Below are 26,053 nucleotides of genomic sequence, written 5' to 3'. Positions count from 1 at the left end.
CCGCCCGATAGATACACCTGGAACCTATTTATGAATGTCGTCGGCCCCCGACAATGGCCGCAGCTCTGCATTGTCAAGGATGCGGACAAGCGCGACCAGCCCCTGCATGCGATGCTGGGGCAGGATGCACCTGCCAGGGTTCGTTCCTTCATCAAGCTGTTCCGTGGCTGGGCCAGCGCACGCAGGCGCGGGGAAAATCCGCTGCCGGCCATGTTCGCGCTGGATACAACCGCGACGGACACCCCCGAATGGGTTCCAGCCTGCGACAGCTATTTCAGCCTGACCGAAGCCTGCATCGGCCGCCCGCTTGTGCATGCCAGCAATGATACCAGCCTGCTCGCGCCCGACGAAATCGCCCTGCTGGCAACCCTGCGCCAATCGGCCACGACCGGCACCATCGCCACCGATCACATGATTCCGCATGGTCTGCCCGGCGCACTGCTCTGGGCCGCCCGCAGTGTCTTGCGCACGCTGACCGATGACATCCGTTTTCTGATGGCGCTGGATCTAGAACGGCAGGGCCGTTGCCCGTTCCAGCCGCCGCGCATTGGCCCATCCATGGATGCGGATTACCGCTTGGCGATGTAATCGCCAGCGGGAAGCGCGGGTCAGGCTGGGGGCAGTTCGGGCTCTGCGGCACCAGGCGGCAGCGCGAAGCGTGGCTGGCCATCAGGGTGAACCGGACCGGCCGCGCCCCATGGCCAGCCACCAAACTGGGTCTGGTGAAAATCGCGGATGGCCTGTTCGATTTCCTGCGCCGTATTCATCACGAAGGGGCCATGCGCCACCACCGGGGCCCCGATCGGCACCCCCTGAAGCAACAGGATGCGGGCGCTTTCCTGTCCGCTGTTGACGATCGGCATGGCGGCATCGGCAACCACGGCAATCAGCCGCCCGCCTGCCTGGCTGACGCCGGCGATGTCCAGCCGATCGCCCTGATGAAAATAGAGATTGCGCCGTGCATCCGCCCGCATCGCCGGGGGCAGCGTTATCGCCGCGCCCGGTTCCAGCGATATCTGCCAGATGGCGACATCGCCCTCGGCCCGGCCGGACCAGGATTTCGGCGTGGCGGGGAGCGCCTCGAGCGGGGCCCGATCCGCCCCTTCCTGCGGCCGATAATCGCCGGCAACGATCCGCACCGCCGCCACCGCCCCGGCCGCGCTGGTCACGCGATAGACCGGCACATCATCGGCCCACTGCACCACAAAGGCGGGATCGGCCATCTTGTCCTGCGGCGGCAGGTTGAGCCAGATTTGATAGAGATCGAGCGGGTTGGGCCCCTGCCTGCTGCGCAGCGGGAACATTTCCGAATGCATGACCCCGTGCCCCGCCGTCAGCCATTGGACATCGCCATCGCCATAACGGGCAGCAGCGCCCAGCGAATCTGCATGATCGACCACGCCCTCATTGACGATGGTGACGGTTTCGAAACCGCGATGCGGATGCGCCGGGAAGCCCGGTACCCGGGTGCCGTGATACATGCTGAACCCGTCGCGCCCGCTGAAATCCTGGCCCATCGCGCGCCCGGTCAAATGGCTGGGATCAACGCCCTGCGCACCGTCCGCCGCCGGAAAATCATCCTGATGATAGACGCAGAACAGGAAAGGATCGGTTCCCGCCCAAGGCTGCCCGAGCGGATCGCTCCGCAAAACAACATCTGCCATCCCATTCTTCCCGCATAGGCCAGGCGACCATCCGGCCGCCGCCCCCATGTCGGGATGATCGCGGCGGGGGCAAGGGCTTTCTGCAGCTGACCCGCGGGAAAAGCCGGATCGGCTCAACCGGCGGGGAGCGATTGCAGCACCCGATTGGGAGCGAAATTGATCGTTTCCATGTGGCAGACGACGCGCTTGAGCCTGGTGAACACCTCTTCCACCTTGTCGTCCACGATCAGCAGATGCAGCACCTCGCGCGCGCGATCCTCTTCCCCTTCGGCCATGTCGGCCCAGAGCGCCAGGAAGATCGCTTCGATTTCCGTGATGGTGCCGTGTCCGCTATCACCAAAGGTCATGCGCCGCTGGCCCCGGTGATTGACGGTGTACATCAGCTGATGAAAATCCGACAGCACGGTCCGCATGCCCATGCGGGTGAAGGGCTGCAGCAGGCTGGCCGCCGGGCATTTTTCCTTCATCACCGCCATCACCCAGCCGCGCATGGCCCAGAGGATGAAATGGCTGCCGCCGGTCAGACGATCGGGTGACTGGTCGAGGAAGGAATACATGTTCCCATCCTATCGATTAAAACCCGCTATTGCGCCTTTTGTTTGTTGGCTTTGTAACAGCCGTTAGGATTGACAACCACTCGCGTGAGGGTACCCTTATTGCAAACGCCAAAAATGGCGGATCACAGGGAGAGAGATATGCCCCGCTTTAGCGGTCGTACCGCCGTTCGTGTGTCGTTGCTGGTCGCAGCCGCCAATCTGCTGGCGCAACCGGTTCTGGCGCAGGAGACGCCACAGCCCCAGGCAGACGAGCAATCCGGCGAACAGCCAATCGTGGTCACCGGTTCCCGCCTGTCGGCTTCCGGCTTCAACGCCCCCACCCCCGTAACCGTGATGGGCGCCGATGAAATCGCTCGCCGCGCCGCGCCCAATGTTTCCGAAGTGCTGAACCAGATTCCGGCCTTCCGCGCACAGAGCACCGCCGCCACCAGCGCCATTTTCGGCAGCAATCTGGGCGCCGCCACCGCCGACCTGCGCGGGCTGGGCGCCAATCGCACGCTGGTGCTGGTCGATGGCCGCCGGGTCGTGGCCTCGACCGTTCAGGGCGGTTCCTTCACCCCGGCCAACACGGTCGATCTCAACACCATTCCGACCTCGCTGATCGCCCGGACCGAAGTCGTCACCGGCGGCGCATCGGCGGCCTATGGTTCCGATGCCGTAGCCGGCGTGGTCAATTTGATCCTCAACACCCGGCTCGAAGGCCTGCGCGCCAGCGCGCAATATGGCCAGACGGATGAAGGGGACGCGGAAGAATACACCGCCTCGCTCGCCTTCGGCACCAGCTTCGGCGGGGATCGTGGCCGCTTCATCATCGGTGGCGAATACAATGAAAACAAGGGCACCGGCGATTGCTACACCCGCGCCTGGTGCGCGGAAAACTACGGTCCCGTCACCAACCCCGCCTTCGCCGTCAACGGCCTGCCTGCTTCGTTGATCGTCCCCGGCGTGCGGACGGCCACCGCCACCGACAATGGTATCATCACCTCCGGCCCGTTGCGGGGGCTGGAATTCAACCCCGACGGCACGACCCGGCAGCATGATTACGGCACCTATTACGGCGCCGGCATCTACCAGATCGGCGGCGGCGATGAACGCAATCCGTTCTTCCAGCATTATTCGCTGGTTGCGCCGGTCACGCGCTATTCCGGGATGGCCCATCTCGAATATGATCTGACCGACAACGTTACTTTCTTCGCCGAAGGCTCCTACGCCAAGGTCAAGGCCAGCCAACTGGGCGCCCAGGTCCGCGATCTCGGCAATATCACCATCCGCCGCGACAATGCCTATCTGTCGGACGAGGTGCAGGATCTGATGGACGCCAATGGGCTGACCAGCTTCACCTTCGGGCGGATCGGCAATGACTTCGGCCCCACGCGGATGACCGTCGATCGTGAAACCTATCGCGCCGTCGGCGGGTTGAACGGGCAGTTTGGCGGAACCTGGAAATGGGAAGCCTATTACCAATATGGCCGCACCAATTATCACCAGGCTGTCGCCAACAACCGCATCAACAGCAATTACACCCGCGCGGTCGATGCCGTGTTCGACGACAATGGCGATATCGTCTGCCGCTCCACCCTCACCAATCCGACCAATGGCTGCATTCCGCTCAACCTGTTCGGGGCCGGCAATTACGATCCGAACGCCGTATCCTATTCCTTCGGCACGGCGCTGCAGGACACGCATCTGACGCAGCATGTGGCGGCGGCGCAGATTTCGGGCGAACCCTTCAGCACCTGGGCCGGCCCGGTCGCCATCGCCCTGGGCGGAGAATATCGTGAAGATATCGCCAGCGGCACCGCCGATCCGATTTCGGCCGCGCTGAACTTCTACGTCAGCGGCGGCGCGGCGATCAGCGGCAAGATGAATGTGAAGGAAGGCTTCCTGGAAGTCGGCGTGCCGCTGGCGCGGGACGCATCCTTCGCCCGATCGCTCGATCTCAACGGCGCGATCCGCCTGACCGATTACAGCGTCAGCGGATCGGTCACCAGTTGGAAACTGGGCGCCACATGGGAACCCGTCGACCAGTTACGGCTGCGCGTGACGCGGTCGCGCGACATTCGCGCGCCCAATATCTTCGAACTCTACGCGCCGCGTTCCACATCCTTCCAGACGGTCACCGATCCCGAAAACGGTGGCGCCTTCGTGCTGCCGCTCTCGATCCTGGGGGGCAATGCCAATCTGGTGCCGGAAATTGCCAACACGCTGACCATTGGCGGTGTGTTCTCGCCCGATTTTGCCGGGCTGAACGGGCTGCAACTGTCGGTCGATTATTACGACATCAATCTGGAAGGCGCGATTGCAACCTACGGCTCGCAGATCATCGTCAATCTCTGCGCCCAGGGCGTCGCCGCCATGTGCGCCAATGTCGTGCGCGATGAAGACGATGCGATCGTTTCAATCACCAACGTCAACCAGAACGTCAACAACATCAAGACGCGCGGGCTGGACATCGAACTGCTCTATCGCACCGCGCTGGGCGGCGGCGATCTGACCCTGCGCTCGCTGGCGACGCATGTCATGGATCTGACCACAGTCGATGTCACCGGCCGGGGCATCGACCGGGCCGGCCAGAACGGCGCCCCGACCTCTCAGCCCTCCGGCGTGCCGAACTGGCAGGTTAACACCTCCGCCCGCTATTCCACCGGGCCGTTTTCCGGCGAAGTGCAGGCTCGCTACATCTCCGGCGGTTATATCGACAACACCAAGCTCGGGCCGCTGCAGGAAGGGCACATCAACAACGATCCGAACAGCGTCAATCTCAACCGGATCAAGGCCTATTGGTATTTCAATGCCAATGCCCAATACGATCTGATCCGCGATGGCGACCGCTCGGTGCAACTGTTCGGCGCAATCAACAACATCGGCAACCGCGCGCCGCCGGTAGCCCCGTCCAGCTTCGGCCCGACCAACAATGTGCTCTACGACGTTCTCGGGCGGACCTATCGCATCGGCATCCGGGTGGCTTATTGATTGATTATGTCCTGAATTAAATTGTCGCAGCAGCCGGTCGGCGATGGATCGGCTGCTGTTTTTTCCGGCAGCGGGAACACAAGCACGGTTTGGCACTTATACGGATTGGCTGAGCAATACCGGCGCCTCATTGGGGGCGCGCGGGCGCCTTGCGGGCGGCAGGGGCAATTGTCGCAGATTGTCGCGCTTCGATGATCGGGGTTGCGAGAATGTCGCATTTTGCCAATGACAGGGAAACTTCCCTCGCTGCTCCAGCCAGAAGAATGATTCATGATCCAGCCGCGGGCGCTCCGCCATTGCCTGATTTGCGTTTCCCTGGCGCTCGTCGCAGCGTGTTCCAAGGCTGAGAAGCCGTTTGAACGACCGGCATCCGAAGTCGGCTTCGTGGTGGTTTCGGGGCAGGATGTGCCCATCACCACCACTCTCCCCGGCCGCGCCGTCGCCTATGAAACAAGCGAAGTGCGCCCGCAGATCACGGGGCTGATCCAAAAACGCCTGTTTCAGGAAGGCGACATGGTTCGCGCCGGCCAGCCACTGTATCAGGTGGACGCGCGCCTCTATCGCGCTGCCGTCAATCAGGCATCGGCCAATCTCGCCAGCGCCCGCGCCAATGCAGAGGCTGCCGGCACCCGCGCCGATCGCCTGCGCCCGCTGGCAGAGATGGAAGCGGTATCGCAGCAGGATTACACCGATGCGACAGCCCAGGCCCGCGTAGCCCGCGCAACAGTGGCCCAGAACCAGGCCGCGCTCGAAACCGCACGCATCAACCTCGGCTTTGCCACCATTCCCGCGCCGATCACCGGCCGCATTGGCCGCTCGCTGGCCACGGTCGGCGCGCTGGTCAGCAGCAATCAGGCCGATCCGCTGGCCGTGATCCAGCGGGTCGATCCAATGTTCGTCGATATCCAGCAATCCAGCGCCGAACTGACGGCGCTGCGGCAATCCTTCGCCAGTGGCGATCTGCTGCAGGGCAGCACCACCGTGCGGCTGCTGCTGGAAGACGGCAGCACCTATCCGATTACCGGTACGGTCGAATTTTCCGAAGTCGTGGTCAATCCCGATACCGGCAGCATCACGCTGCGCGCCCGGTTCAGCAATCCCAATGGCCTGCTGCTGCCCGGCATGTTCGTGCGGGCGGTGTTCGAACAGGCGATCCAGCCTGGCGCGCTGCTGATCCCGCAGCCCGCTCTGCTGCGCGATTTCGATGGTTCGCCCTACGTCTTCGTCGTTGGCGCAGACAACAAGGTTCAGCGGCGCAAGATCAGCACCGATCGCACGGTCGGCACCAGCTGGATCGTCACGGCAGGGCTCAAGGTGGGCGACAAGGTCATCACCCAGGGCCTCAACAATCTCAGGGATGGTGCCACCGTCCGCGCTGTACCAGCCTCCTCGCCGCAGCGCATCGGCCCGCCGCCCGCCGGCCAGGGTGGCGCTGCTCCCTCCGCCCAGCCGCGCGGATAAGCGGCATGTCACGCATATTCATTGAACGGCCGATTTTCGCATGGGTGCTGGCGATCATCGTGATGCTGTGCGGCGTCGGCGCGCTGACATCGCTGCCGATCGAACAATATCCCGATATCGCCCCGGCGCAGGTCAATGTGCGCGCCAGCTACCCCGGCGCATCGGCCGAAACCGTTGAAAACAGCGTGACGCAGGTGCTGGAACAGCAACTGACCGGCATCGACGGCCTGCTCTATTTCAGTTCCAATTCCAATTCGCGCGGCGGCGCGAGCATTTCGGTCACCTTCTCCAAGGGCACTGATCCGGACATAGCCCAGGTGCAGGTGCAGAACCGCATCCAGCAGGCGCTGCCCCGACTGCCGCAGGATGTGCAGCGCCAGGGCGTGCAGGTCACCAAATCCAACCCCGACACGCTGCTGATGGTCGGGGTGTTCGACACCACCAACACCCGTTCGCACCAAGATGTGGCCGATTATCTGGTGTCCAATATTCAGGACACGCTGTCGCGCGTGGATGGCGTGGGCGACGTCAATGTGTTCGGTTCGCAGCATGCCATGCGCATCTGGCTCGATCCGCACAAGCTGGCCGCCTTCTCCTTGGTTCCCGCCGATGTCATCACCGCCATCAACAACCAGAACACCGAAGTCGCCGCTGGCGAAATCGGTGGACAGCCCTCAGGCGGGGAACAGTTGCTCAACGCCACGGTGACCTCGCAGGCGCGGCTGCAAACGGCGGATCAGTTCCGCAATATCCTGCTCAAGACGCAGTCCGACGGTTCGGTGGTGCGGGTGAAGGATATCGCCCGCGTCGAAGTGGGCGCGCAAAGCTACAACAATATCATGCAGATGAACCGGCACCCCAGTGCCGGCATGGCCATCTCCCTCACCCCCGGCGCCGACGCACTGCGTACGGCTGAGGCGGTGAAGGCCAAGATGGAAGAGCTCAGCGAAAACCTGCCCGAAGGGCTGGATTACGCTTACGCCAATGACTCGACTGCCTTCATCCGTCTGTCGGTTAAACAGGTGGTGTCCGCGCTGCTCGAAGCGGTGGTGCTGGTCGTCATCGTGATGTTCGTCTTCCTGCAGAGCTGGCGCGCCACGCTGATCCCCGCGATCGCCGTGCCGGTGGTGCTGCTCGGCACTTTTGCGGTGCTCTATTTTGCTGGCTTCTCGGTCAATACGCTCACCCTGTTCGGGCTGGTGATCGCCATCGGCCTGCTGGTCGATGATGCGATCGTCGTGGTCGAAAACGTCGAACGCCTGATGCATGAAAACCCGGGAATGACCGCGCGCGAAGCGACGATCAAATCCATGGCCGAACTGCAGGTGGCGCTGATCGCCATCGGTCTGGTGCTCTCGGCGGTGTTCCTGCCCATGGCCTTCTTCGGTGGGTCGACCGGGGTGATCTATCGCCAGTTCTCCCTCACCATCATCACCGCGATGATCCTGTCGGTGCTGGTGGCGCTGATCCTCAGCCCGGCGCTGACCGCCGCGCTGCTGAAACCGCCCCATCATGGTGAAGTCCACCACCGCACCTGGATTGGCACCAAGCTGCAGCAGGCGAAGGACGGGTTCAACAACGCGTTCGACAAGATCACAGAGCGTTATGTCCGTTCGGTCAGCACCGTTGTTAACCGCAAATGGCTGTTCCTCACCATCTATGTTCTGGCTCTGGCGCTGCTGGTCGGACTGTTCGTACGCATTCCCGGCGGCTTCATCCCAGGCGAAGACCAGGGCCGCGTGATGGTGCAATACCGCCTGCCTGCCGGCGCGACGGAAGCCCGCACGCTGGAAGTGCGCGATGCGATTTCCAAATATCTGACCGAAAACGAAGCGAAGAACGCCGATTCCATCTTCCTGGTCGCCGGTGGCGGCACAGGGCAGAATTCGGGTCAGGGCTTCGTCAACCTCAAGCATTGGGATGATCGCAAGGGGCAGGAAAACACCGCTGCCGCCATCGCCGATCGCACCAGCTCCGCCCTGCGCGGGCTGCGTGATGCGCAGGTCTTCGCTCTGGTTCCGGGCGCCGTGCGCGGCCTGGGCGATACCACCGGCTTCTCTCTGCAATTCCTCAACAGTACCGGCATGTCGCAGGCCGAATTCGCCGCCGCGCGAGACAAGTTGATCGAACTGGCCAGCAATGACCCGATGCTCGCCAATGTCCGCCCGAACGAAATGCCCGATCAGCCGACGCTGCGCATCGATACGGATTTCGAACGGCTGACCGCCTATGGCCTGTCGATCAGCGACGTAAACTCCACCCTGTCCACCGCCTGGGGTGGCCGCTACATCGGTGACTATATCGAAAACGGCCGGATCAAGCGCGTGTTCGTGCAGGGCGATGCCCCCTATCGCTCACGCCCGGAAGATCTGGGCCAGTGGTTCGTGCGCACCTCCAGCGGGCAGATGGCGCCGTTCTCTTCCTTCGCCAAGACCAGCTGGCAGACCGGGCCGACCGCGCTTTCCCGCTTCCAGGGCCTGCCCGCCTATCAGATCAACGGCCAGCCTGCGGCCGGCGTCAGTTCCGGCGAAGCGATGGACCGGATCGAGGAACTGACCCGTCAGGTCGAAGGCACCAGCGCGGCCTGGTCGGGCGCGTCCTTCGAAGAACGCCTGTCATCCGGCCAGGCGCCCGTGCTCTATGGGCTGTCGCTGCTGGTCGTGTTCCTGTGCCTTGCGGCGCTGTATGAAAGCTGGTCGATCCCGTTCGCGGTGCTGCTGGTCATTCCGCTCGGCCTGGTCGGGGCGGTGTTTGCCGTGACGCTGCGCGGATTGCAGAACGATATCTATCTCCAGATCGGGCTGCTCACCACCATGGGCCTTGCCGCCAAGAACGCCATTCTGATGATCGAATTTGCCGAACAGGCCGAAAAACGCGGCGCGCGGGTGATCGATGCCGCGCTCGAAGCGGCGCGCATCCGTCTGCGGCCGATCCTGATGACCAGCTTCGCCTTCATCTTCGGCGTGCTGCCGCTGGCCATTGCCACCGGCGCCGGCGCCAACAGCCAGATCGCCATCGGCACCTCCGTCATCGGCGGCATGCTGACGGCAACGCTGCTGGCAATCTTCTACATCCCGCTGTTCTTCGTGCTTGTGCGCCGGGGCGTGCGTGACGGCCTGGCCGCCGCCAAGCGCAAGCTGCATCTGGACGAAAAGGACGACCATGCTCCGGCCGAGCCTGCTCCGGAAGGGGCCGCGTGATGCGCAGCCGGATGTTCCGCCACCTGCCGCCCGTCGTGCTGGCTGCCCTGCTGGCAGGTTGTTCCATGGCCCCGCCCTATGTCGCACCTGCGGCACCGGTGCCGGAATCCTGGCCGGTGGGCGATGCCTATCTGCAGCAGAGCGAAAGCGCGCTGCCGGTGGTCAAATACACCGATGTGTTCCGCGATCCGCGCCTGCTCTCGCTGGCGGAACAGGCCATCGCCAACAACCGCGACCTGCGCATCGCCGCCGCGAATATAGCGGCTGCCCGCGCCAGCGCACGCGTGGCCCGCGCCGGGCAATTGCCGCAGTTCAACGCCACCGGTTCGGCTGATTTCAGCGAAGGCGGCGTCGGCAATGGGCAGAGCTTCAGCGTGCTGGGCAATATGCCTGCCTTCGAACTCGATCTGTTCGGGCGGCTGGCCAACACTACCGCCGCCGCGCGTGATCGGGCACTGGCGACCGAAGCCGCCGCCCGCGCCGTACGCATCACTTTGGTATCCGATCTGGCGGCCGCCTGGTCCAACTATGCCGCCGATCAGGAATTGCTGGCCGTCGCGCGTGATACGGCGGAAAACGCCCGCCGCAGCCTGGAACTGACCCGTGTCCGGCTGCAGGGCGGGATCGCCCCGCGCACCGATGTGCGCCAGGCGGAACAAATCCTGGCCACGGCCGAGGCCGATCTGGCCGTGCAGACAACCGCATTGGCGCAGGATGAAAACCTCGTCCGCTTGCTTGTCGGTGCCGATTTCGATCGCGCCCTGCTGCCGCGCAGCCTGGCCGAAGTCACCGCCTCGATCGCCACCCTGCCCGCCGGCACCAGTTCGCAGGTGTTGCTGCGCCGTCCGGACATTATCGAGGCGGAATACCGCCTGCGCGCCACCCATGCCGATATCGGCGCGGCCCGCGCCCGGCTGTTCCCCACCATCTCGCTGACCGGCCTGCTCGGCTTCACCAGCGATGCGCTGGGCAGCCTGTTCAGCGGCGACCAGTTCCGTGCTTCGGGCGGGGCCAGCGCCAGCCAGCCGCTGTTCGACGGCGGCGCCCGTGGTGCCGGCGTGGATCTGACCGAAGCGCAGCGCGATGCCGCGCTCGCCACCTATGAACGCGCGATCCAGACCGCATTCCGCCAGGTGGCCGATGCGCTGGCCGTGCAGGGCACAATCGCCGAACGGCTGCGCACCGCCCAGGTCAACAGCGAAGCGGCGGCAGACACCGCCCGCCTGACCGAAGCGCGTTATCGCGGCGGCATCGACAGCTTCCTCGCCAATCTCGACGCCCAGCGCAGCCTTTATACTGCCCGGCGTCGCGAGGTTGAGATCGATCTGGCGGCGGTCAACAACCGCGTCGCGCTCTATCGCGCGCTCGGCACGGCGCCCGAAGGCGAATAATCGCACACGAGATTGGCGGATCACGGGGCCAAATCATGAGGCCCCGCGATCCGAAGTCCTTACTTCCCCCGGCGCGTCCTGCGCCGGACCCAGCGCAGTCCCTGCCGCCAGCGCTTGCTCAGGCCGCGTTCGCTGATCGGATCGAGGAAGCCATTTGCACTTTCAGGATCGAGCAGTTCATTTTCCGCGATGAAGCTGTCGAACGGACCCGGCTTGATCAGATCGAGCAGATCCAGCGTCTTGCCCGAATGCCGCAGCGCCTCGATCGTGCGGATCAGCGATTCGCCCTGACGCGCGAATTCCTGTTCGAACACGTCCGGCTCCACATCCAAATGTTCGGCCAGCAGGCGGATGCGCAGCCGCGCAATCTGTTCGGGCGTATCACGGTTGTCTTCCAGCGCGGCATCGATGATCACGTCGCATTCGCTGTCCAGCCCCAGAGACCGGTTGTTGAGGTTGGATGATCCCACGCGCAGGAACCGGTCGTCGACGATCGAAACCTTGGCGTGGACATAAATGTCATCGCCCTTCTTCGTGACCGGCACATAGATGCAGAACCGGTTGTCCGGATCGACCTTCTCGATCTCCCGCGCCAGCTTTACCCGCGCCGCATCCATGGCCCGCTGTTCCAGCCAGCCATCGGCCGTACGTGGCATCACCAGCACGAATTCGGGTGGGTTTTCTTCAGCCAGCCGCTTGGCGATGGCGGCGGAAATCTTGCCGGACGTCAGATACTGGTTCTCGATATAGATGAACCGCTTCGCCGCAGCGATCATGTCGAGATAGAGCGCCTCGATCTCCCGGATCTCGCTCAGATCCTGATGTTCGGCGCGCGTCCGCGCAATGCCGACCGACACATCGGTGAAGTGTTCGGTCAGATCGTCGGGCCACAGGCTTTTGTCGGTCGGTTCGATCGGGGGCAGGCTGTCCTTGGTCGCCGCGCGCCAGCGATCGCCGCCCAATTCGGCCAAAGCGGATGCGACCGGCCCTTCCAGCATCATGGTCACATCGTGCCAGGGCGCATAGGGCTTGCCGTCCGGCATCACCCGCCGGGGATCATCGTCGGCGTGGTCGGATGTGTCCCACCGCCGGGTCGACATGTCGATCCCGCCGCATACGGCCAGACTTTCATCCATCACCACGATCTTCTGGTGATGGCTGCAACCCGGGGGGTGCGCACTATCGAAGCGGAAATCGATGGCCTTGGTCCGCTGCCATTTCCACAGCAGCCATGCCGCGCGCGGCCGCCACAGCTGCTTCTTTGCCCCGAAGCTCCACTTCAGGATATCGATCTGCAGCGTCGGCTTCTTGCGCACCAGCGAGAGGAAGAATTCCCCCAGCGTGTCGCCGGCCTTGCCCTCGTCCGGTTCCAGGCAAATGCGGGTGTCGAAATCCCAGCCGATCACCAGGATCCGCTGATCCGCCGCCATCATCGCTTCCCGCGCGAGGTGATAATAATCTGCGGCATCGACGATTACCGATGCCCGATCGCATTTTTCGATCCGCCAGCAATTGCGGCCGGGCACAAGAATGGGTTCAAGCATGGGGTCCCGTCGTTTTCCCTGAGTCTTTGCCGCGATAGCAGGCGAACCGTCCTGCAGCCCCTATCGCCATGAACGGTGTTCCGCCAGACAGCATCGGAACATTCGCCTTATCCATCATCGCGGCTGCACCTGCGGCAAATTTGGGGTAGAAACCTGCCCATGGGCATCGCGCAATATTCCACCCGCTCGTCAGCGCCATCGGCGCGGCTGCAGCTGTGGAATGAACTGGCCAGCGCGAACTGGTCCGGCGTCAGGGTTTCGGCGCCGCGCGACAGCTTCGAAGGAACGCTGCGCCACACCGGCCTGCGCGACGTGCAATTCGCCCGCGTCCAATCTTCCCGCGCGGAAATCATCCGTTCCATCGGGCATGACCGGGCCGATCGGGTGACGCTGCATTACCAGCGCCGGGGCACCAGCCGCAATTTCTGCGGGGGGATGGAATCCCTTCTGACACCGGGCGATATCGCCATCTTCCGCTCGACCGATGACTACCGCATCGAATTGTCGGACGGGAACGACATGCTAGTGGCCGATTTCGGCGAAGCCCTGTTGCGCGGCCCCATCGGCGTGGCCAGTGCCGCCTGCATGGCCGCATCCCGGCATCCGACCGGGCTGATCGGCGGATTGATCGACGGCGTGCTGCGGATCGATGACGATCTGGATCGGGAGGCCGGCGGCATCGTTGAAGCGAGTTTCGCCGAATTCCTGCGGCTGATGCTGCGGCCGCCGCGTGGCGATGACAATGCCGGCCTGCGCCAACGAGCCCTGGCCCTGATTACGCGGCATTTGCATGATCCGGATCTGCGCACCTCCACCATCGCGGCGCATCTGGCGGTCAGCGAACGGGCCGTGCAATATGCCTTCGCCCTGCATGGCGAAACCCCGATGGGGGTGATGCTGGCCCGGCGGCTGGATCAGGCCGCGCGCGATCTGCGCAGCAGCACCCGAACGACGATTACCGAGATTGCGCTCGGCAATGGCTTTTCCAGCTCATCCTATTTCACCCGCTGTTTCCGCGACCGGTTCGGCACCACCCCACGGCACTATCGCTCGCTCGGCCCAATTTTGTAAAAGTGACAGCCACTTCGCTCTGGTGAAAGAATTGCCCGCCCGATTGGCGTAACCCACCCGCTTGACCTGTAACCTTGGGAGGGGTTGGGATCGATGGACAAGACGACAAGCAGGGGCCGCATTATTTTGGCGGTCTTCGGCGTGGTGCTGGTGTTGCTGGGCCTTCCGCTCACATGGGGCGGCGTACAACTCGCGACCCTGGGCGGATCCTGGTATTATCTGTTCGCCGGCTTGGCCCTGATCGTCAGCGGCGTTCTGATCGCCCGTCGGCGTCTGGCCGGTGCGGCCGTTTTCGCCGTTCTGTTCGCCGTGACCATCGCCTGGTCGCTGTGGGAAGCCGGGCTGGATTTCTGGCCGCTGGTTCCCCGGGTCAGCGGGCCGCTGTTCATGGCGTTCCTGCTGCTGTTGCTGTTGCCCCGGTTCCCAGGCTGGACGCAGGGCGCCAAGGCGCCGCTGGCCATGGCCGGGCTGACGGCGCTGCTGATGGGCGGCGCCGTGGCGCTGGCGCTGCAGCCCAAGCATGTCACCCGCCATGATTTTACCCAGGCGGTGCCGGGCAAGGTCTCTGCCGAAACCCTGGCTGCCGGCAATGAATGGCGCGAATATGCCCATACCGGCAAGGGCACGCGCTATATCACCGCCGATCAGATCACGCCGGACAATGTCCGCAATCTGAAGGTCGCGTGGGAATTCGATTATGGCGAAGCGCCCGCCGCGGCGACGCTGGCGGAAGACCAGAACACCCCCACCTATGCCAACGGTGTGCTCTACAGCTGCACCCCGTCCAACACGGTCAATGCGCTGGACGCCCAGACCGGCAAGCTGCTGTGGAGCTACGCCGCCAAGGGCGCATCGCCGATCTGGCAGCGCTGCCGCGGCGTGACCTATTACGAGGCCCAACCTGCTGCCGGCCAGCCCCCTGCCGGCCAGTCTGTTGGCAATCCGCCGGCAACCGGCGGCGCCTGCCAGGCCCGCATCGTCATGAATGCGATCGATGGCCGGTTGATCGAACTCGATGCCGCCACTGGCAAGCCCTGCGCCGATTTCGGCGACAATGGCGTCGTCAATCTGAATGCGGACATCGGCGAAACCCCGCCGGCCATGTATATTCCCACCTCGGCCCCCACCGTGATGCAGGACAAGATCGTCGTTGGCGGCTGGATCTTCGACGGGCAGAAGGTCGGCGAACCCTCCGGCGTGGTCCGCGCCTTCGATGCGCGCAGCGGCGAACTGGTCTGGGCCTGGGACATGGGCAAGCCCGATGTCACCAAACTGCCTCCGGCCGGCGAGACCTATACGCTGGGCACGCCCAACATCTGGTCCACCCCGGCCTATGATCTGGAACTGGGGCTGATCTATCTGCCCACGGGCAATTCCACCCCCGATTTCTGGGGCGCCCATCGCCGCGATTTTGACGAGAAATACGGATCCTCCGTGGTGGCGCTGGATATCGCCACCGGGCGCGAACGCTGGCATTTCCAGACCGTCCATCACGATGTCTGGGATTATGACGTGCCGTCCCAGCCAGCGCTGTACGACATTCCCGATGGACGCGGCGGTACCATCCCGGCGCTGATCCAGACCACCAAGCAGGGGCAGATTTTCGTGCTCGACCGCCGCACCGGCCAGCCGATCACGAAGGTGGAGGAACGTCCCGTGCCGCAGGGCGCCGCGCCCGGCGATTTCCTGTCCCCGACGCAACCCTTCTCCGTCGGCATGCCGCAATTGGGCGTCGACACGCTGAGCGAAGCGAAGATGTGGGGCGTGAGCATGTTCGATCAGCTCTATTGCCGCATCCGCTATCGCTCCATGCGCTATGAAGGGATGTATACCCCCCCGGGCACGGACACGAGCCTGATGTTCCCCAGCCCCTTCGGCGGGATGAACTGGGGTTCGGCCTCGATCGATGAAGGGCGCGGCCTGCTGATCGTCAACGACATGCGCATCCCGCGCTATGTAAAGCTGATTCCGCGCGCCATTGCCGACACAATGCAGGGCGGCATCCACGGCGCTGGCATCTTCCCGCAGGCCGGCACGCCCTTCGCGATCGAGACCGACAATGTCATGTCCCCACTCGGCATTCCCTGCATGGAACCGCCGTTCGGCACGATGACCGCTATCGATCTCAACACGAAGAAAATCGTCTGGCAGGTACCGATGGGCACAGTGAAGGACACCCGCCTGTTCGGCACATTGAAGGTCGGCCTGCCCTTGCCGATCGGCATGCCCACGGTTGGCGGTGCGCTGACCACGGCCAGCGGGCTGACCTTCTATTCCGGCACGCAGGATTTTGCCCTGCGCGCGCTCGACACCACCAGCGGGCGGGAAATCTGGAAGGCAGACCTGCCGGTGGGCGCGCAGATGACGCCGATGAGCTACATCGCCCCCAATGGTAAGCAATATATCGTCGTGTCCGCCGGCGGTGCGCGCGAATCCCCGATCCGGGGCAGCAAGGTCATCGCTTATGCGCTGCCCGACTGATCGCTAACCCGATGGAACACACAACGAAACCCCGGCGCATCGCGTCGGGGTTTTTTGCATCGGCTCTCCGCTTCGCAGCCAGCCAGCCCCCTTTCGCTTTCGGACAAGTCTGCCGCCCAATCTCGCTGTAGCCTCCCTCCATCAAGCGACACCCCGCAAAATGACGAGGGTGCAGGAGGGATGGCGGTGGACAATCTTGACGGCAGGGTGGCCGTAATCACGGGTGGTGCCTCCGGCATCGGCAGGGCCATGGCCGAGGCAATGATTGCCCAGGGCATGCAGGTGCTGATCGCCGATATCGAGCCCGGTCAGTTGGATCGAACAGCTGCAGACATTGGCGCCGCATCGATGGTGGTCGATGTCACCAGCGCCGATCAGGTCAGTGCGCTGGCCGCCGCTGCGCTCGACCGGTTCGGCACGGTGGATGTGCTGTGCAACAATGCCGGGATCGGCCCAATGGCCCCGCTTGCCGGGCTGACGCTGAACGATTGGCGCTGGATGATCGACGTCAATCTCTGGGGCGTGATCCACGGCATCACCGCCTTCCTGCCGGTGCTGCGCGCCAATCCGCGCGGCGGCCATATCGTCAACACCGCCTCCATGGCCGGGCTGATGCCGGTGCCGGGCCTGGTCCCCTATTGCGCCAGCAAATATGCGGTCATCGGGCTGAGCGAAGCCATGGCCGAAGATCTGGCCGTGGAAGGCAGCGATATCGGGGTCAGCATCCTGTGCCCCGGCCCGGTGCGCAGCAATCTGGGCACCAGCACCCGCAACCGCCCCGCCCATCTGGCCGGCGCGCTGACCGATGTGCAGCTCGAAGATTCGGTGCAGTTCGAAGACCAGCCGGTCAACTGGCTCTCAGCCGAAGACACCGCACAGCTGGTGATCGCCGCGATCCGCGAAAACCGGCGCTATGTCATCACCCATCCCGACATGCTCGAACCGGTGGAGGCGCGCCACCGCGCCATCGAGCGATCCTTCCAAACCGATCTTCAGGGATAAAGCGCCATGACCGAACAATCTGCCGCGCCGCATAACCTGCCACCCGCCCCAACACCCTCACCCCATATGCCGGCCAGCAATGGCGATCCGTTTTCGCGCGAATGGATTGCCCGCCTGCCGCTGTCCGACGCGGAACTGTGCCGCAGCGCGCCGGCGGTATGGCTGGAGAAATACGGCTGCGTCGCCACAGGACGGCACGATATCGTCCGCGCCATCCTGCCCGATTGGCGCCGCTTCACCTCCACCGCCAAACCCTGCGACGATCCCTTCTCGCTCGTGCCGCCGGTGCTGGTCACCGAAGATCCGCCCGAACACACCGAAGTGCGCAAGGCGCTGATGCCTTTCTTCGCCCCCACGGCCCTGGCGCAATACAACGCCGCCTTCGCGCAGGAGGCGGACCGCGTGGTGACCGAGGCGCTGGATCGCGGCAGCGTCGATGTCGTTACCGACATTGCCGCGCGCTTCGTGCTCAAGGTTTTTCCCGACATGCTGGGCCTGCATGACGAAGGGCGCAAACTGATCCTCGATTTCGGCGATGCCGCCTTCAACACGGTCGGCCCGATCAACGAGATTTTCCAGACATCTTTCGAACGGGCGGCCCCCGCCTTTGCCTGGATCGAGCAGCACACCACCCGCGATGCGGTGCGTCCGGGCGGGCTGGCCAGTCGCATCCTCGATCTCGGCAGCGATGGCACGATTGCGATGGAACGCGCCGAACTGTTGGTCCGCGCGACCATCGCCGCCGGGTTCGACACCACCGTGCTGGTCATCGCCAACGCCATCGGCGCCCTGCTCGCCTTTCCCGAACAATGGGATCGGCTGCGCGCCGATCCCCAGCTGGCGCGCGGCCTGCTGGAAGAAACGCTACGCTATGATCCGCCTGCCCGTGTCCAGGGGCGCACCGCGACGGAAGATTGCGAAATCTCTGGCGTGCAATTCCGCCGGGGCGATCCGGTCGCGCTGTTCCTGACCGCCGCCGGCCGCGATCCCATAAAATGGGATGAACCGGATCGCTTCGATATCACCCGCAAGGGCGCCAATCTTGGCTTTGGAGCCGGGATCCATCTTTGCCTGGGTCAGGCCCTGGCGCGGATGGAATTCAGCGCGATCATCGACGCCATCCTGCGCCATGTGGCCGTGATCGAACCCGCCGGCGAAGGCCTCCGCTTCATCAACAATGCCGCAGTGGGCTGGGCGCATCTGCCCATCCGGCTGAAACCGGTGTGATCTGCCAGGGAGCGCTGCGAGCAGCGCTCCCCAACAACGATCAGAAACCCTTCCTCAAGGTCACCGAAAACGTCCGCGGCAGGCCCGGTTGTGCGGCGATATAGCCCGGCCCGCTCGGCACCTGCTTGGTCAGCAGGTAATATTCGTCGGTCAAATTCTCCACCGCCGCGCTCAACTGCCAGTCGTTCTCGTTCGACCGCAGCGTGATGCGCGCATTTACCAGCGTCCGCCCGGGCAACAGGCTGAGCGGGCTGTTTGCCGCGAGCGAATAGCTTTCCGACTGGTAAGACATATCGACGCGCGGCGTGATCGAACCGAAATCACCGATCGGAATTTCATACTGCATCCCGGCGCTGAACTTCCATTCCGGCGTATAGGGGGAAATGTCGTTCATCCCGACCGGCACGCCAGGCGCGATCGATTGATATTCGAAGTCGAGATAGCTGCCCGATGCGTCGATCAACAGGCCGGCGGCCGGGCGCGCGGTGATTTCCAGTTCCAGCCCCTTCACATGCGCCGAACCGGTGTTGAGCGGCGCGAAGCACGGCGCGCCCGGAAACGGGGAAATGTCGTCACACTGCGTCGCCGTCAGCTGAATGTTCTTGTAATCGTTGAAGAACGCCGATCCATTGATCCGCAGCGCCCGCCCGAACAAATCGGATTTGAAGCCCACCTCATAGGCGGTGATGGTTTCCGGATTGATGCCCACGATCTGGGTGGCGAAATAAGGCCGGGGATTGACCCCGCCGCCTTTGAAGCCGGTGGCGATCTGGGCGTAGGTCATCAGTTCATCCGCCCAGCGATAGGTCAGATTGATGCGATAATCCGCGCGTGAACCGGAAAAATTGCCCCGTTCGCCATCCAGCCCGAAGATCGCCCCATTGGGCGCGGTCAGATCGTTGACGATCACCGATCCATCGGGGTTTTGCCGCACGAACTGATAGTTCTTGGTGTCATGCGTATAGCGGAACCCGCCGATGATATCCAAACGGTCGGTGGCGTGGAAAATGCCCTGCACAAACCCGGCCAGGCTTTCGCTGTCGACCGGATCATTCTGCACGAAATCCAGTTCCCCCATCGGCGGCGCGAAAGCATAGGGCAGGCTGACGCGCGACCAATAGCGGCTTTTCGATTTCAGATAGAACCCACCCACAGTGAATTCGAAAGCATCCCCCACCGCGCCGTTCAGCCGCAATTCCTGCGTAAACTGCCAATTGCGCAGATCGTTGATCACCAATTGCAGCGGGATCGGCGAGCCGTCGGAATCCTCGTTGAATTCATTGCGGAACCAGCGATAGGCGGTGACCGATTTCAGCGCGAAATCATCGCCCAGTTTCCAGTCGATATTGCCCGACACGCCCCAGCCGGTCAGATATTGCCGGGGAATGTCGGTCACCGGCCGCCATGGATATTGTGCGGTCGGCTGGCGCGGATCGGTGAAGGTGGCATAGGTCGTGTATCGCGGCGCCAGGAAGCGATCATCATACACCTCCCCATTGTAGGTGGGGTAGGATGGCGGCGCATAGATATCGCTGACGACAGACGCGCCGCCCTCAGACCGGTCGCGCGTGTAATCGGCCGCGATGTTCACCTCGACATCGTCATTCGCCAGCCAGCGCAGCGCGATCCGTCCGGCCGCCACCGATTTGCCGCCCAGCGTGCCCAGATGGCAATCCTGCCCGGTCACCTGCGTCGGGATGGAATCGTCGCCCGTGGCGCAGGCATAATCGAGCCGGTCGATATAGCCGTCCCGGTTCTTGGAAATGCCGCTCAGCCGCACGAACAGCGTGTCGGGCACCAGTGTCAGATTGGCCGCGCCGCGCACATCCAGCCGGTTGAACGATCCCACCGACGCTTCCAGAAAACCGTCAGTGTCGCCATCGGGCTTGACCGTGAACAGCTTGATCGCGCCGCCGATCGAATTCTTCCCCGCCAGCGTACCCTGCGGCCCGCGCAGCACCTCGACCCGTTCCAGATCGAGTAGATCCATCAGCGTCCCGGTCAGCGACGCGTAATAGACATCATCGACATAGATGCCCACGCCCGGCTCGATCGCGGGGTTGAAATCATCCTGCCCGACGCCACGAATATAGGCGATCATCGATGAACCGAAAGCCGTGTTGTTGGCGTTGAGCGACACATTGGGCACCTGCCCCGCAATCGCTTCCAGGCTCGACTGGCTGCGCGCCTCCAGCATCTGGGCATTGAGCGCCGTGATCGACAGCGGCGTGTCCTGCAAATTCTGTTCACGAAACTGTGCCGTAACAACGATTTCATTGTTGGCATTGTTATCAGCAGGCGTTTCACTGCTGACTGAGTCCTGCGCCTGCGCGGATGCATGGCCGATCAGGACCAGAGACGAAACGCCTGCAAGAAGTAAGCGAATGTTCGACACTGTTTCTCTCCCGAGACAAGGCGGCCCGATATTTTCCGGGCTCGCCTTGTACTCTTAGGAAAGCTTGGTCGATTTTACTTGGTGCAAGACGAAACAGCTTGGCTATCCGCGAAGCTGGCCGACATTATATCAGCCGGTTGGTTCCGCGCAGCACCTGCATGCTGTGGCGCTTGGCGATAGTCGTCGAACGCTCGCGAATGCTATCGAGGAACAGCCATTCGCACCGCGCCTGTTCCGGTTCGATCTGCACCGTCATATATCCCCGCCGCGACAGATCGGCCCATTTCAGCTGCGGATTGGCGGCCACCGTCACCTTCATCAGATCGTCCGGCTTCACCCAGGGGACATAGGTTTCATATCCGGGCGAAGTGACGGCCTGCACCGCCAGATCGACCCCGGCCGGCGTGCCGTCCAGATCCAGATCGAACGCCCAGGCATTGTGGCTGTCGCCCGACAGTGTGATCAGATTGGCATCGGCAGCCAGCGCCGATTGCAGCAGGCGCTTGCGTGCGGCGGGATAGCCGTCCCACATGTCCAGATTGAACGGCAACCCGGCCTGCGCGGCCAGGGCCCCGGCCATTACCATGCGGCGGATGTCTTCGCCCGCTTGCGCCGGCAGCATGGCGGCGATGTCGGGCGCCATGCGGACCGATCCCATGATCACCTGCTGCGCCAGGATCTGCCATTTCTGCCCCGCACGGGTGGAGGCGGCAAAGCCATCGGCCAGCCAGCGTTCCTGCTCCGCCCCCAGCATGGACCGCGCCTGATCCTGCCACGAGCCATCGCGGAAGGCGACCATGGCGGCGGCCGGATCCTGCTGCCCGGCCAGCGCGGCACCCAGATCGAGCGGCTGGGTGCGGCCGGTCAGGCGCGTTTCCGGGCGGAACAGCGTGGCCAGATCGCCGATCTCATAGCTGTCCCAGACATTATCGCTGACCGGCAGCCATTCGCGATAGGCACGCATGGCGGCGGCGCGGCGGGCGTTCCAGTCGCCTTCGGTTTCCGGCTGGTGGTTTTCTGCCCCGCCCATCCAGGCATCATTGGCGATTTCGTGATCGTCCCACATCATCACCATCGGGAACGACTGATGCAGCCGCTGCAGATCGGCGTCCGCACGATAGGCGGCATAGCGCAGGCGATAATCGGCCAGGGCTATGATTTCCCCGGCCGGTTCGATCACCCGCTGCGCCAGCGCCAGGTCGCCATCGGGATAGCGGCCCCTTTCATATTCATACAGGTAATCGCCCAGATGGACGATCAGATCGAGATCGTCGCGGGCGGCCGCATGGCCATAGGCGTTGAACCAGCCGAACGGCAGGTTGGAACAGGAAAACACCCCCAGGTTGAAACGCTGGGTCGGCCCCTGCGGCAGGGTGCGCGTGCGCCCCACCGGCGATGCCTGGCCCGACCCGTCCATGAAGCGATAGAAATACCAGCGCCCCGGCTGCAAGCCTTCGGCCACCGGCTTGACGCAATGGTCCTGTTCCGGCCGGGCCGTCACGCTGCCTTCAGCCACGATGCGGGCGAAATCGGCGCTTTCGGCCACCTGCCAGCTCAGCCTTGCTTCGCCCGATGTGGGGACATAGCGGGTCCACAGCATCACCGATGCCGCGCGCGGTTCCCCGCTCGCGACGTTGTGGGTGAAGCCGCGCGCGGCGATCAGACTGGCGGCGGCGGGCACGGCCAGCGGGGCAGCCAGCGCCCCGATGCCGAGCGATCCGAGGCGGAGCAGCCCGCGACGATCAAGATCCAGCATGATCAGAACCGCTTCGTGACTTGCACGCCATAGAAGCGCGGCTCACCGGCGATGAAGGTCGGCATGCCCAGCGCGTCACCCGTGTTGCCGGCATCCTTGATGTAATTCTGCTTCAGCAGATTGGTAACGAAAGCTTCCACCTCCAGCCCGCTGTCCAGCGCATAGCCCAGCCGGGCATTGACCAGCGCATAGGAGCCCTGCGTTTCGTCCTGGATCAGATCGGCGATCAGCGCGCCGCTGGCCGTCGTCTGCAGATCAGGCCGATCGTTGTCATCGTCGAAGAAGATGCGCGACTGCCAGGTGACGCTGGGGGTGAAGCTCAGGCGGCCCGGCCCGGCATCCAGCCCGAACATCGCCGCGAAGGAGAAGCTGTGATCGGGTGACAGGCGGAACTGGTTGCCATCGCGCACGCCGGTGCGGAAGCGGCTGTGGTTGTAGGCATAGGTGCCCAGCAGGCTGATATTGTCATTGGCGCGCCAGCGGGCCTGGCCTTCGAAGCCATAGGCATCCGCCTTGCCCGCATTGACCACCACGAACTGCGTGCCCTGCTGCACAGTCGTCTGGAAATTGTTGTAGGAATAATAGAACACCGACCCGTCGAGATAGAGATCGCCGCTCTGCGTGCGTGCGCCCAGCTCGAAGCTGTCGACGGTTTCCGCCTCCACCACATCGAACCGCGCCGCGCCGGTGGGTGTGGACGGCGTCAGGGCAGAGAGCACCTGCGGCCGGCGGCCACGGGCGTAATTGGCATAGATGCTGGCGTCGGGCGCCAGCTCATAACGGGCAAAGGCGCGCCAGGTGAAGCCGCCATTGTTGAGATCGGCAGAGATCAGATCGCCATTGTTGGCGGTCGGCTGCGATCCCAGGCCGAACAGCGGCACGGGATAGCCGGCAGACGGCGGAATGCCGGCCGCGCCCGGCACGGCCAGCGCATTGAGCAACGCGGTCCGGGTCGGTGCGGCCTGCGACAGCGCGCCGATGAAGCCGCCCAGGATCGAACGGCCATTGAGCACGGCGGAACTGATTGACGATGTCTTGCTGTCATGGCTGTAACGGCCACCCGCGCCCACTTCCAACCGGTCGGTCAGCTGCAGGCTGACATCGGCGAAAATGTCGAAGGATTCGGTTTCCGCATGGTTGGTGGAGGTTTCGTAATGGCCCGATTTCAGATTGGTCGCGATCGCCTGCGCCAATGCGGGTGACAGGGCGACGCCCGATGCGCCGGCCACGCCCTGCAGCAGGGCGGCGGAAAAGGCCGGATTGGTCAGCACCGCCATCGGCGCCGGATCGCTCGCCGCCCGGCCCGGGATCAGCCCGCCGCCGTTCAACTGATTGGTCAGCCGTGCCAGCAGCACACGCTCATCGAATTGCGACGGCGTGCGCTGATAGCCCTTGTCCCGGAAATAGGACGCGCCGAGGAAGGCGGTCAGGCTGTCGCTCTGATAGGTCAGGCGCAGTTCCTGGCTGAACTGTTCGCCATGGGCATCTTCCGCAGCGGTCAGCGCCGGCAGCGAAATGCCGTCCGCGTCGAAGATTTCCAGGCTGTCGAACTGGCGCCAGGCGCTGATCGAGGTCAGGCTGAAGCTGTCCGACAGTTCGGCCCGGATGATGCCGGTCACGCCGCCGACCTTGCGGTCGAGGCCCAGCGGCGCCCCACCTTCGAAACCTTCGCCCGGTGCCAGCGCCGCGCCGGTCCAGGGTTCCGATGTGCCCAGCAGCGCGCCCGTGGTCGGGTCGGTCGGATTGTAGGACAGGGATTTGAACGATGTGCCGGCGGGATTGTCTTCCTGATAATTGCCGATGATGTCGACGCTCACCCGGTCGGACGGCTCAAGCCGCAGCGCGCTGCGGATGGCGAAGGTGTTGACCGAATTGAAATCGCTGCCGCCCAGCAGATTGGGGATGAAGCCGTCGCGTTCACGCAGCCGGCCCGACACGCGCAGCGCCGCCTTGTCGTTCAGCGGCATGTTGACCATGGCTTCGGCCATAATAGCGTTGTTGTTGCCATAGCTGCCACGAAACAGGCCGGCGGGGGCCGAGGGATCGGCCTTGTTCTGCACAAGGTTCACCGCGCCGATCAGCGCGCCACGCCCATAAAGGGTCGACTGCGGACCACGCGCGATTTCCACCCGTTCCATGTCGAACAATTCGACATAGGAACCGCGCGACTTGGAAATCGAAACCCCGTCCTGAAACACCGACACGCGCGGTTCGACATAGGCCGCACCCGAATCCGAGGTGATGCCGCGCATCACGAAGCCGGCATTGTTGGGCGACTGGTTCTGCACCACGAAGCCCGGCACGAAGCGGGAGATTTCCTCAAAATCATTGAGGCCAAGCTGTTCGATGAATTCGCCATCATAGGCGGTAATCGCCACCGGCACTTCGACCAGCGCCTGTTCGCGCAGTTGCGCGGTGACGATGATGGCGTTGCTGTCCGTGCTTTCGAGTTCACTCTCATTCGCCAGAGCCGGCGTAGCAACGGAAACAGCCAGCATGCTGGCAGCGGTAAGCAGAATATTACGTGTCATCGAACGACCCCTGGAATGGATGGGCCGCCCCTTTCAGACCAAGATGACTTGCAAATTACGCTCCGCGCATGGTCACATCGCGCACATCAAGCGGCGCGCTTCAGCCACACCACCAGGCTCCAGCGGCTGCGCGGTCCGATAACCGCCGCATCACGCTGCGGGGTGAAGGGATCGAGGAACAGGCCATGCCCGGCCGGAACCTGTGGATAATGGACAGCACCATCGGCCAGATGATGCGGCGCGATGGCAATCCTGCCGGCCACTATCTCGTGCGGTAGCGGCGCGTTACGCCGGCCCGCCGCAACTTCCAGCCCCGCGTCAGCGCCGACAATTTTGCCCAACGGGATCCAGGCGGTGATCGCCACATCGGAACAGGGGCCGGTGACTCGCACCACATCCGAGTGCCAGGGCTGCCGGCTGGCTGGCAGCGACGGGCTGTTCAGCCGAAACCGCCACAGCCGATCCCCGATCGCGCAGCCGGCCAGATCGGCGGCCATGCCCGTCAGCCGTGGATCATGCGCCAGCTCCTGCGCCACCGCCGCCCGCTGCGCGTCGGTACCGACTGCCGTGGCCAGCAATTGCGCGAAGGAATGATCCTGCGCAGCGATCCGCTCGATCCTTTCGTCGAACGGCGCATCCGGCTCCGTTTCCGCCTGCGGCTTCAGCATGGCCCCGGCGACGCGCTGCATGTGATCGGCCACGCATTGCTGCAACCGGCCGATCTCGGCGGCGGAAAACAGCGGCCGAACTTCATAACCCAGCGTGGCAAATGACACCGCATCCCCCCGTTCATGCGTCCA

16 protein-coding genes are annotated in these 26,053 nt (G+C 63.8%); 9 read left to right on the top strand and 7 right to left on the bottom strand.

All coding sequences use genetic code 11. The features are described 5' to 3' along the window. Positions 1-30 precede the first annotated feature (30 nt). Complete coding sequence (locus tag GRI97_RS05020) at positions 31-588, top strand: hypothetical protein (protein ID WP_161389995.1); 558 nt, start codon at positions 31-33, stop codon at positions 586-588. Positions 589-608: 20 nt separating this feature from the next. Here GRI97_RS05020 and GRI97_RS05015 read toward each other — a convergent pair whose 3' ends face one another. Together GRI97_RS05015 and GRI97_RS05010 are read right to left on the bottom strand one after the other, a co-directional pair. Next, positions 609-1,664 carry a pirin family protein gene (locus GRI97_RS05015; RefSeq protein WP_161389994.1) on the bottom strand — a complete coding sequence of 352 codons (1,056 nt, stop codon included), beginning with the start codon at positions 1,662-1,664 and terminating at the stop codon, positions 609-611. A 113-nt stretch (positions 1,665-1,777) separates the two neighbouring features. Further along, positions 1,778-2,221 (bottom strand): hypothetical protein, encoded by a 444-nt coding sequence (locus GRI97_RS05010; RefSeq protein ID WP_161389993.1) that lies wholly within the window; start codon positions 2,219-2,221, stop codon positions 1,778-1,780. A 138-nt stretch (positions 2,222-2,359) separates the two neighbouring features. Between GRI97_RS05010 and GRI97_RS05005 the strand changes: the two genes are divergently transcribed. The 4 genes from GRI97_RS05005 (at position 2,360) to GRI97_RS04990 (ending at position 11,246) form a co-directional block, all read left to right on the top strand. Next, positions 2,360-5,194, top strand: a complete 2,835-nt coding sequence (locus tag GRI97_RS05005; RefSeq protein ID WP_161389992.1) for a TonB-dependent receptor plug domain-containing protein — start codon at positions 2,360-2,362, stop codon at positions 5,192-5,194. A gap of 270 nt (positions 5,195-5,464) precedes the next feature. Then, a complete protein-coding gene (locus tag GRI97_RS05000; RefSeq protein WP_161389991.1) occupies positions 5,465-6,655 on the top strand; it encodes an efflux RND transporter periplasmic adaptor subunit in 1,191 nt (396 codons plus the stop codon). A 5-nt stretch (positions 6,656-6,660) separates the two neighbouring features. Further along, on the top strand, positions 6,661-9,855 hold the full coding sequence (locus GRI97_RS04995) for a multidrug efflux RND transporter permease subunit (protein ID WP_161389990.1): 3,195 nt from the start codon (positions 6,661-6,663) through the stop codon (positions 9,853-9,855). Beyond that, complete coding sequence (locus GRI97_RS04990) at positions 9,855-11,246, top strand: efflux transporter outer membrane subunit (protein WP_235917608.1); 1,392 nt, start codon at positions 9,855-9,857, stop codon at positions 11,244-11,246. The genes GRI97_RS04995 and GRI97_RS04990 overlap by 1 nt, the downstream gene beginning before the upstream one ends. A gap of 59 nt (positions 11,247-11,305) precedes the next feature. Here the strand turns inward: GRI97_RS04990 and GRI97_RS04985 are convergent, their stop codons facing one another. Beyond that, positions 11,306-12,790, bottom strand: a complete 1,485-nt coding sequence (locus tag GRI97_RS04985) for a phospholipase D-like domain-containing protein (protein WP_161389989.1) — start codon at positions 12,788-12,790, stop codon at positions 11,306-11,308. Positions 12,791-12,949: 159 nt separating this feature from the next. Here GRI97_RS04985 and GRI97_RS04980 point away from each other — a divergent pair, with 159 nt between their 5' ends. From GRI97_RS04980 to GRI97_RS04965, 4 genes are all read left to right on the top strand, one after another. Further along, entirely contained in the window at positions 12,950-13,861 is a 912-nt protein-coding gene (locus tag GRI97_RS04980) for a helix-turn-helix domain-containing protein (protein WP_161389988.1), read from the top strand. A gap of 93 nt (positions 13,862-13,954) precedes the next feature. After that, complete coding sequence (locus tag GRI97_RS04975) at positions 13,955-16,342, top strand: membrane-bound PQQ-dependent dehydrogenase, glucose/quinate/shikimate family (protein ID WP_161389987.1); 2,388 nt, start codon at positions 13,955-13,957, stop codon at positions 16,340-16,342. Positions 16,343-16,528: 186 nt separating this feature from the next. Continuing rightward, positions 16,529-17,344 carry an SDR family NAD(P)-dependent oxidoreductase gene (locus GRI97_RS04970; protein WP_161389986.1) on the top strand — a complete coding sequence of 272 codons (816 nt, stop codon included), beginning with the start codon at positions 16,529-16,531 and terminating at the stop codon, positions 17,342-17,344. 6 nt (positions 17,345-17,350) lie between these two features. After that, positions 17,351-18,571 (top strand): cytochrome P450, encoded by a 1,221-nt coding sequence (locus tag GRI97_RS04965; protein WP_161389985.1) that lies wholly within the window; start codon positions 17,351-17,353, stop codon positions 18,569-18,571. 40 nt (positions 18,572-18,611) lie between these two features. Here GRI97_RS04965 and GRI97_RS04960 read toward each other — a convergent pair whose 3' ends face one another. The 4 genes from GRI97_RS04960 to GRI97_RS04945 form a co-directional block, all read right to left on the bottom strand. Further along, positions 18,612-20,966: a TonB-dependent receptor gene (locus GRI97_RS04960; RefSeq protein ID WP_161389984.1), complete on the bottom strand. Its 2,355-nt coding sequence runs from the start codon at positions 20,964-20,966 to the stop codon at positions 18,612-18,614. Positions 20,967-21,090: 124 nt separating this feature from the next. After that, positions 21,091-22,722: an alkaline phosphatase D family protein gene (locus tag GRI97_RS04955; protein WP_202392582.1), complete on the bottom strand. Its 1,632-nt coding sequence runs from the start codon at positions 22,720-22,722 to the stop codon at positions 21,091-21,093. 2 nt (positions 22,723-22,724) lie between these two features. Next, positions 22,725-25,253, bottom strand: a complete 2,529-nt coding sequence (locus GRI97_RS04950; RefSeq protein ID WP_161389983.1) for a TonB-dependent receptor — start codon at positions 25,251-25,253, stop codon at positions 22,725-22,727. 86 nt (positions 25,254-25,339) lie between these two features. After that, on the bottom strand, positions 25,340-26,029 hold the full coding sequence (locus tag GRI97_RS04945) for a phytanoyl-CoA dioxygenase family protein (protein ID WP_161389982.1): 690 nt from the start codon (positions 26,027-26,029) through the stop codon (positions 25,340-25,342). Positions 26,030-26,053 lie beyond the last annotated feature (24 nt).

Source organism: Croceibacterium xixiisoli (genome assembly GCF_009827305.1).
GTDB lineage: Bacteria > Pseudomonadota > Alphaproteobacteria > Sphingomonadales > Sphingomonadaceae > Croceibacterium_C > Croceibacterium_C xixiisoli.
Note: the sequence above shows the minus strand (reverse complement) of the source record. Positions and strands in the feature narration are given on the sequence as shown.

What these genes read in the sequence shown, in the direction of transcription:
- GRI97_RS04965 (WP_161389985.1), top strand. Translation starts at nt 17,351, where the DNA reads ATGACCGAACAATCTGCCGCGCCGCATAACCTGCCACCCGCCCCAACA.
- GRI97_RS04985 (WP_161389989.1), bottom strand. Translation starts at nt 12,790, where the DNA reads ATGCTTGAACCCATTCTTGTGCCCGGCCGCAATTGCTGGCGGATCGAA.
- GRI97_RS04955 (WP_202392582.1), bottom strand. Translation starts at nt 22,722, where the DNA reads ATGCTGGATCTTGATCGTCGCGGGCTGCTCCGCCTCGGATCGCTCGGC.
- GRI97_RS05010 (WP_161389993.1), bottom strand. Translation starts at nt 2,221, where the DNA reads ATGTATTCCTTCCTCGACCAGTCACCCGATCGTCTGACCGGCGGCAGC.
- GRI97_RS04980 (WP_161389988.1), top strand. Translation starts at nt 12,950, where the DNA reads ATGGGCATCGCGCAATATTCCACCCGCTCGTCAGCGCCATCGGCGCGG.
- GRI97_RS05005 (WP_161389992.1), top strand. Translation starts at nt 2,360, where the DNA reads ATGCCCCGCTTTAGCGGTCGTACCGCCGTTCGTGTGTCGTTGCTGGTC.
- GRI97_RS04950 (WP_161389983.1), bottom strand. Translation starts at nt 25,253, where the DNA reads ATGACACGTAATATTCTGCTTACCGCTGCCAGCATGCTGGCTGTTTCC.
- GRI97_RS04975 (WP_161389987.1), top strand. Translation starts at nt 13,955, where the DNA reads ATGGACAAGACGACAAGCAGGGGCCGCATTATTTTGGCGGTCTTCGGC.
- GRI97_RS04995 (WP_161389990.1), top strand. Translation starts at nt 6,661, where the DNA reads ATGTCACGCATATTCATTGAACGGCCGATTTTCGCATGGGTGCTGGCG.
- GRI97_RS05015 (WP_161389994.1), bottom strand. Translation starts at nt 1,664, where the DNA reads ATGGCAGATGTTGTTTTGCGGAGCGATCCGCTCGGGCAGCCTTGGGCG.
- GRI97_RS05020 (WP_161389995.1), top strand. Translation starts at nt 31, where the DNA reads ATGAATGTCGTCGGCCCCCGACAATGGCCGCAGCTCTGCATTGTCAAG.
- GRI97_RS04990 (WP_235917608.1), top strand. Translation starts at nt 9,855, where the DNA reads ATGCGCAGCCGGATGTTCCGCCACCTGCCGCCCGTCGTGCTGGCTGCC.
- GRI97_RS05000 (WP_161389991.1), top strand. Translation starts at nt 5,465, where the DNA reads ATGATCCAGCCGCGGGCGCTCCGCCATTGCCTGATTTGCGTTTCCCTG.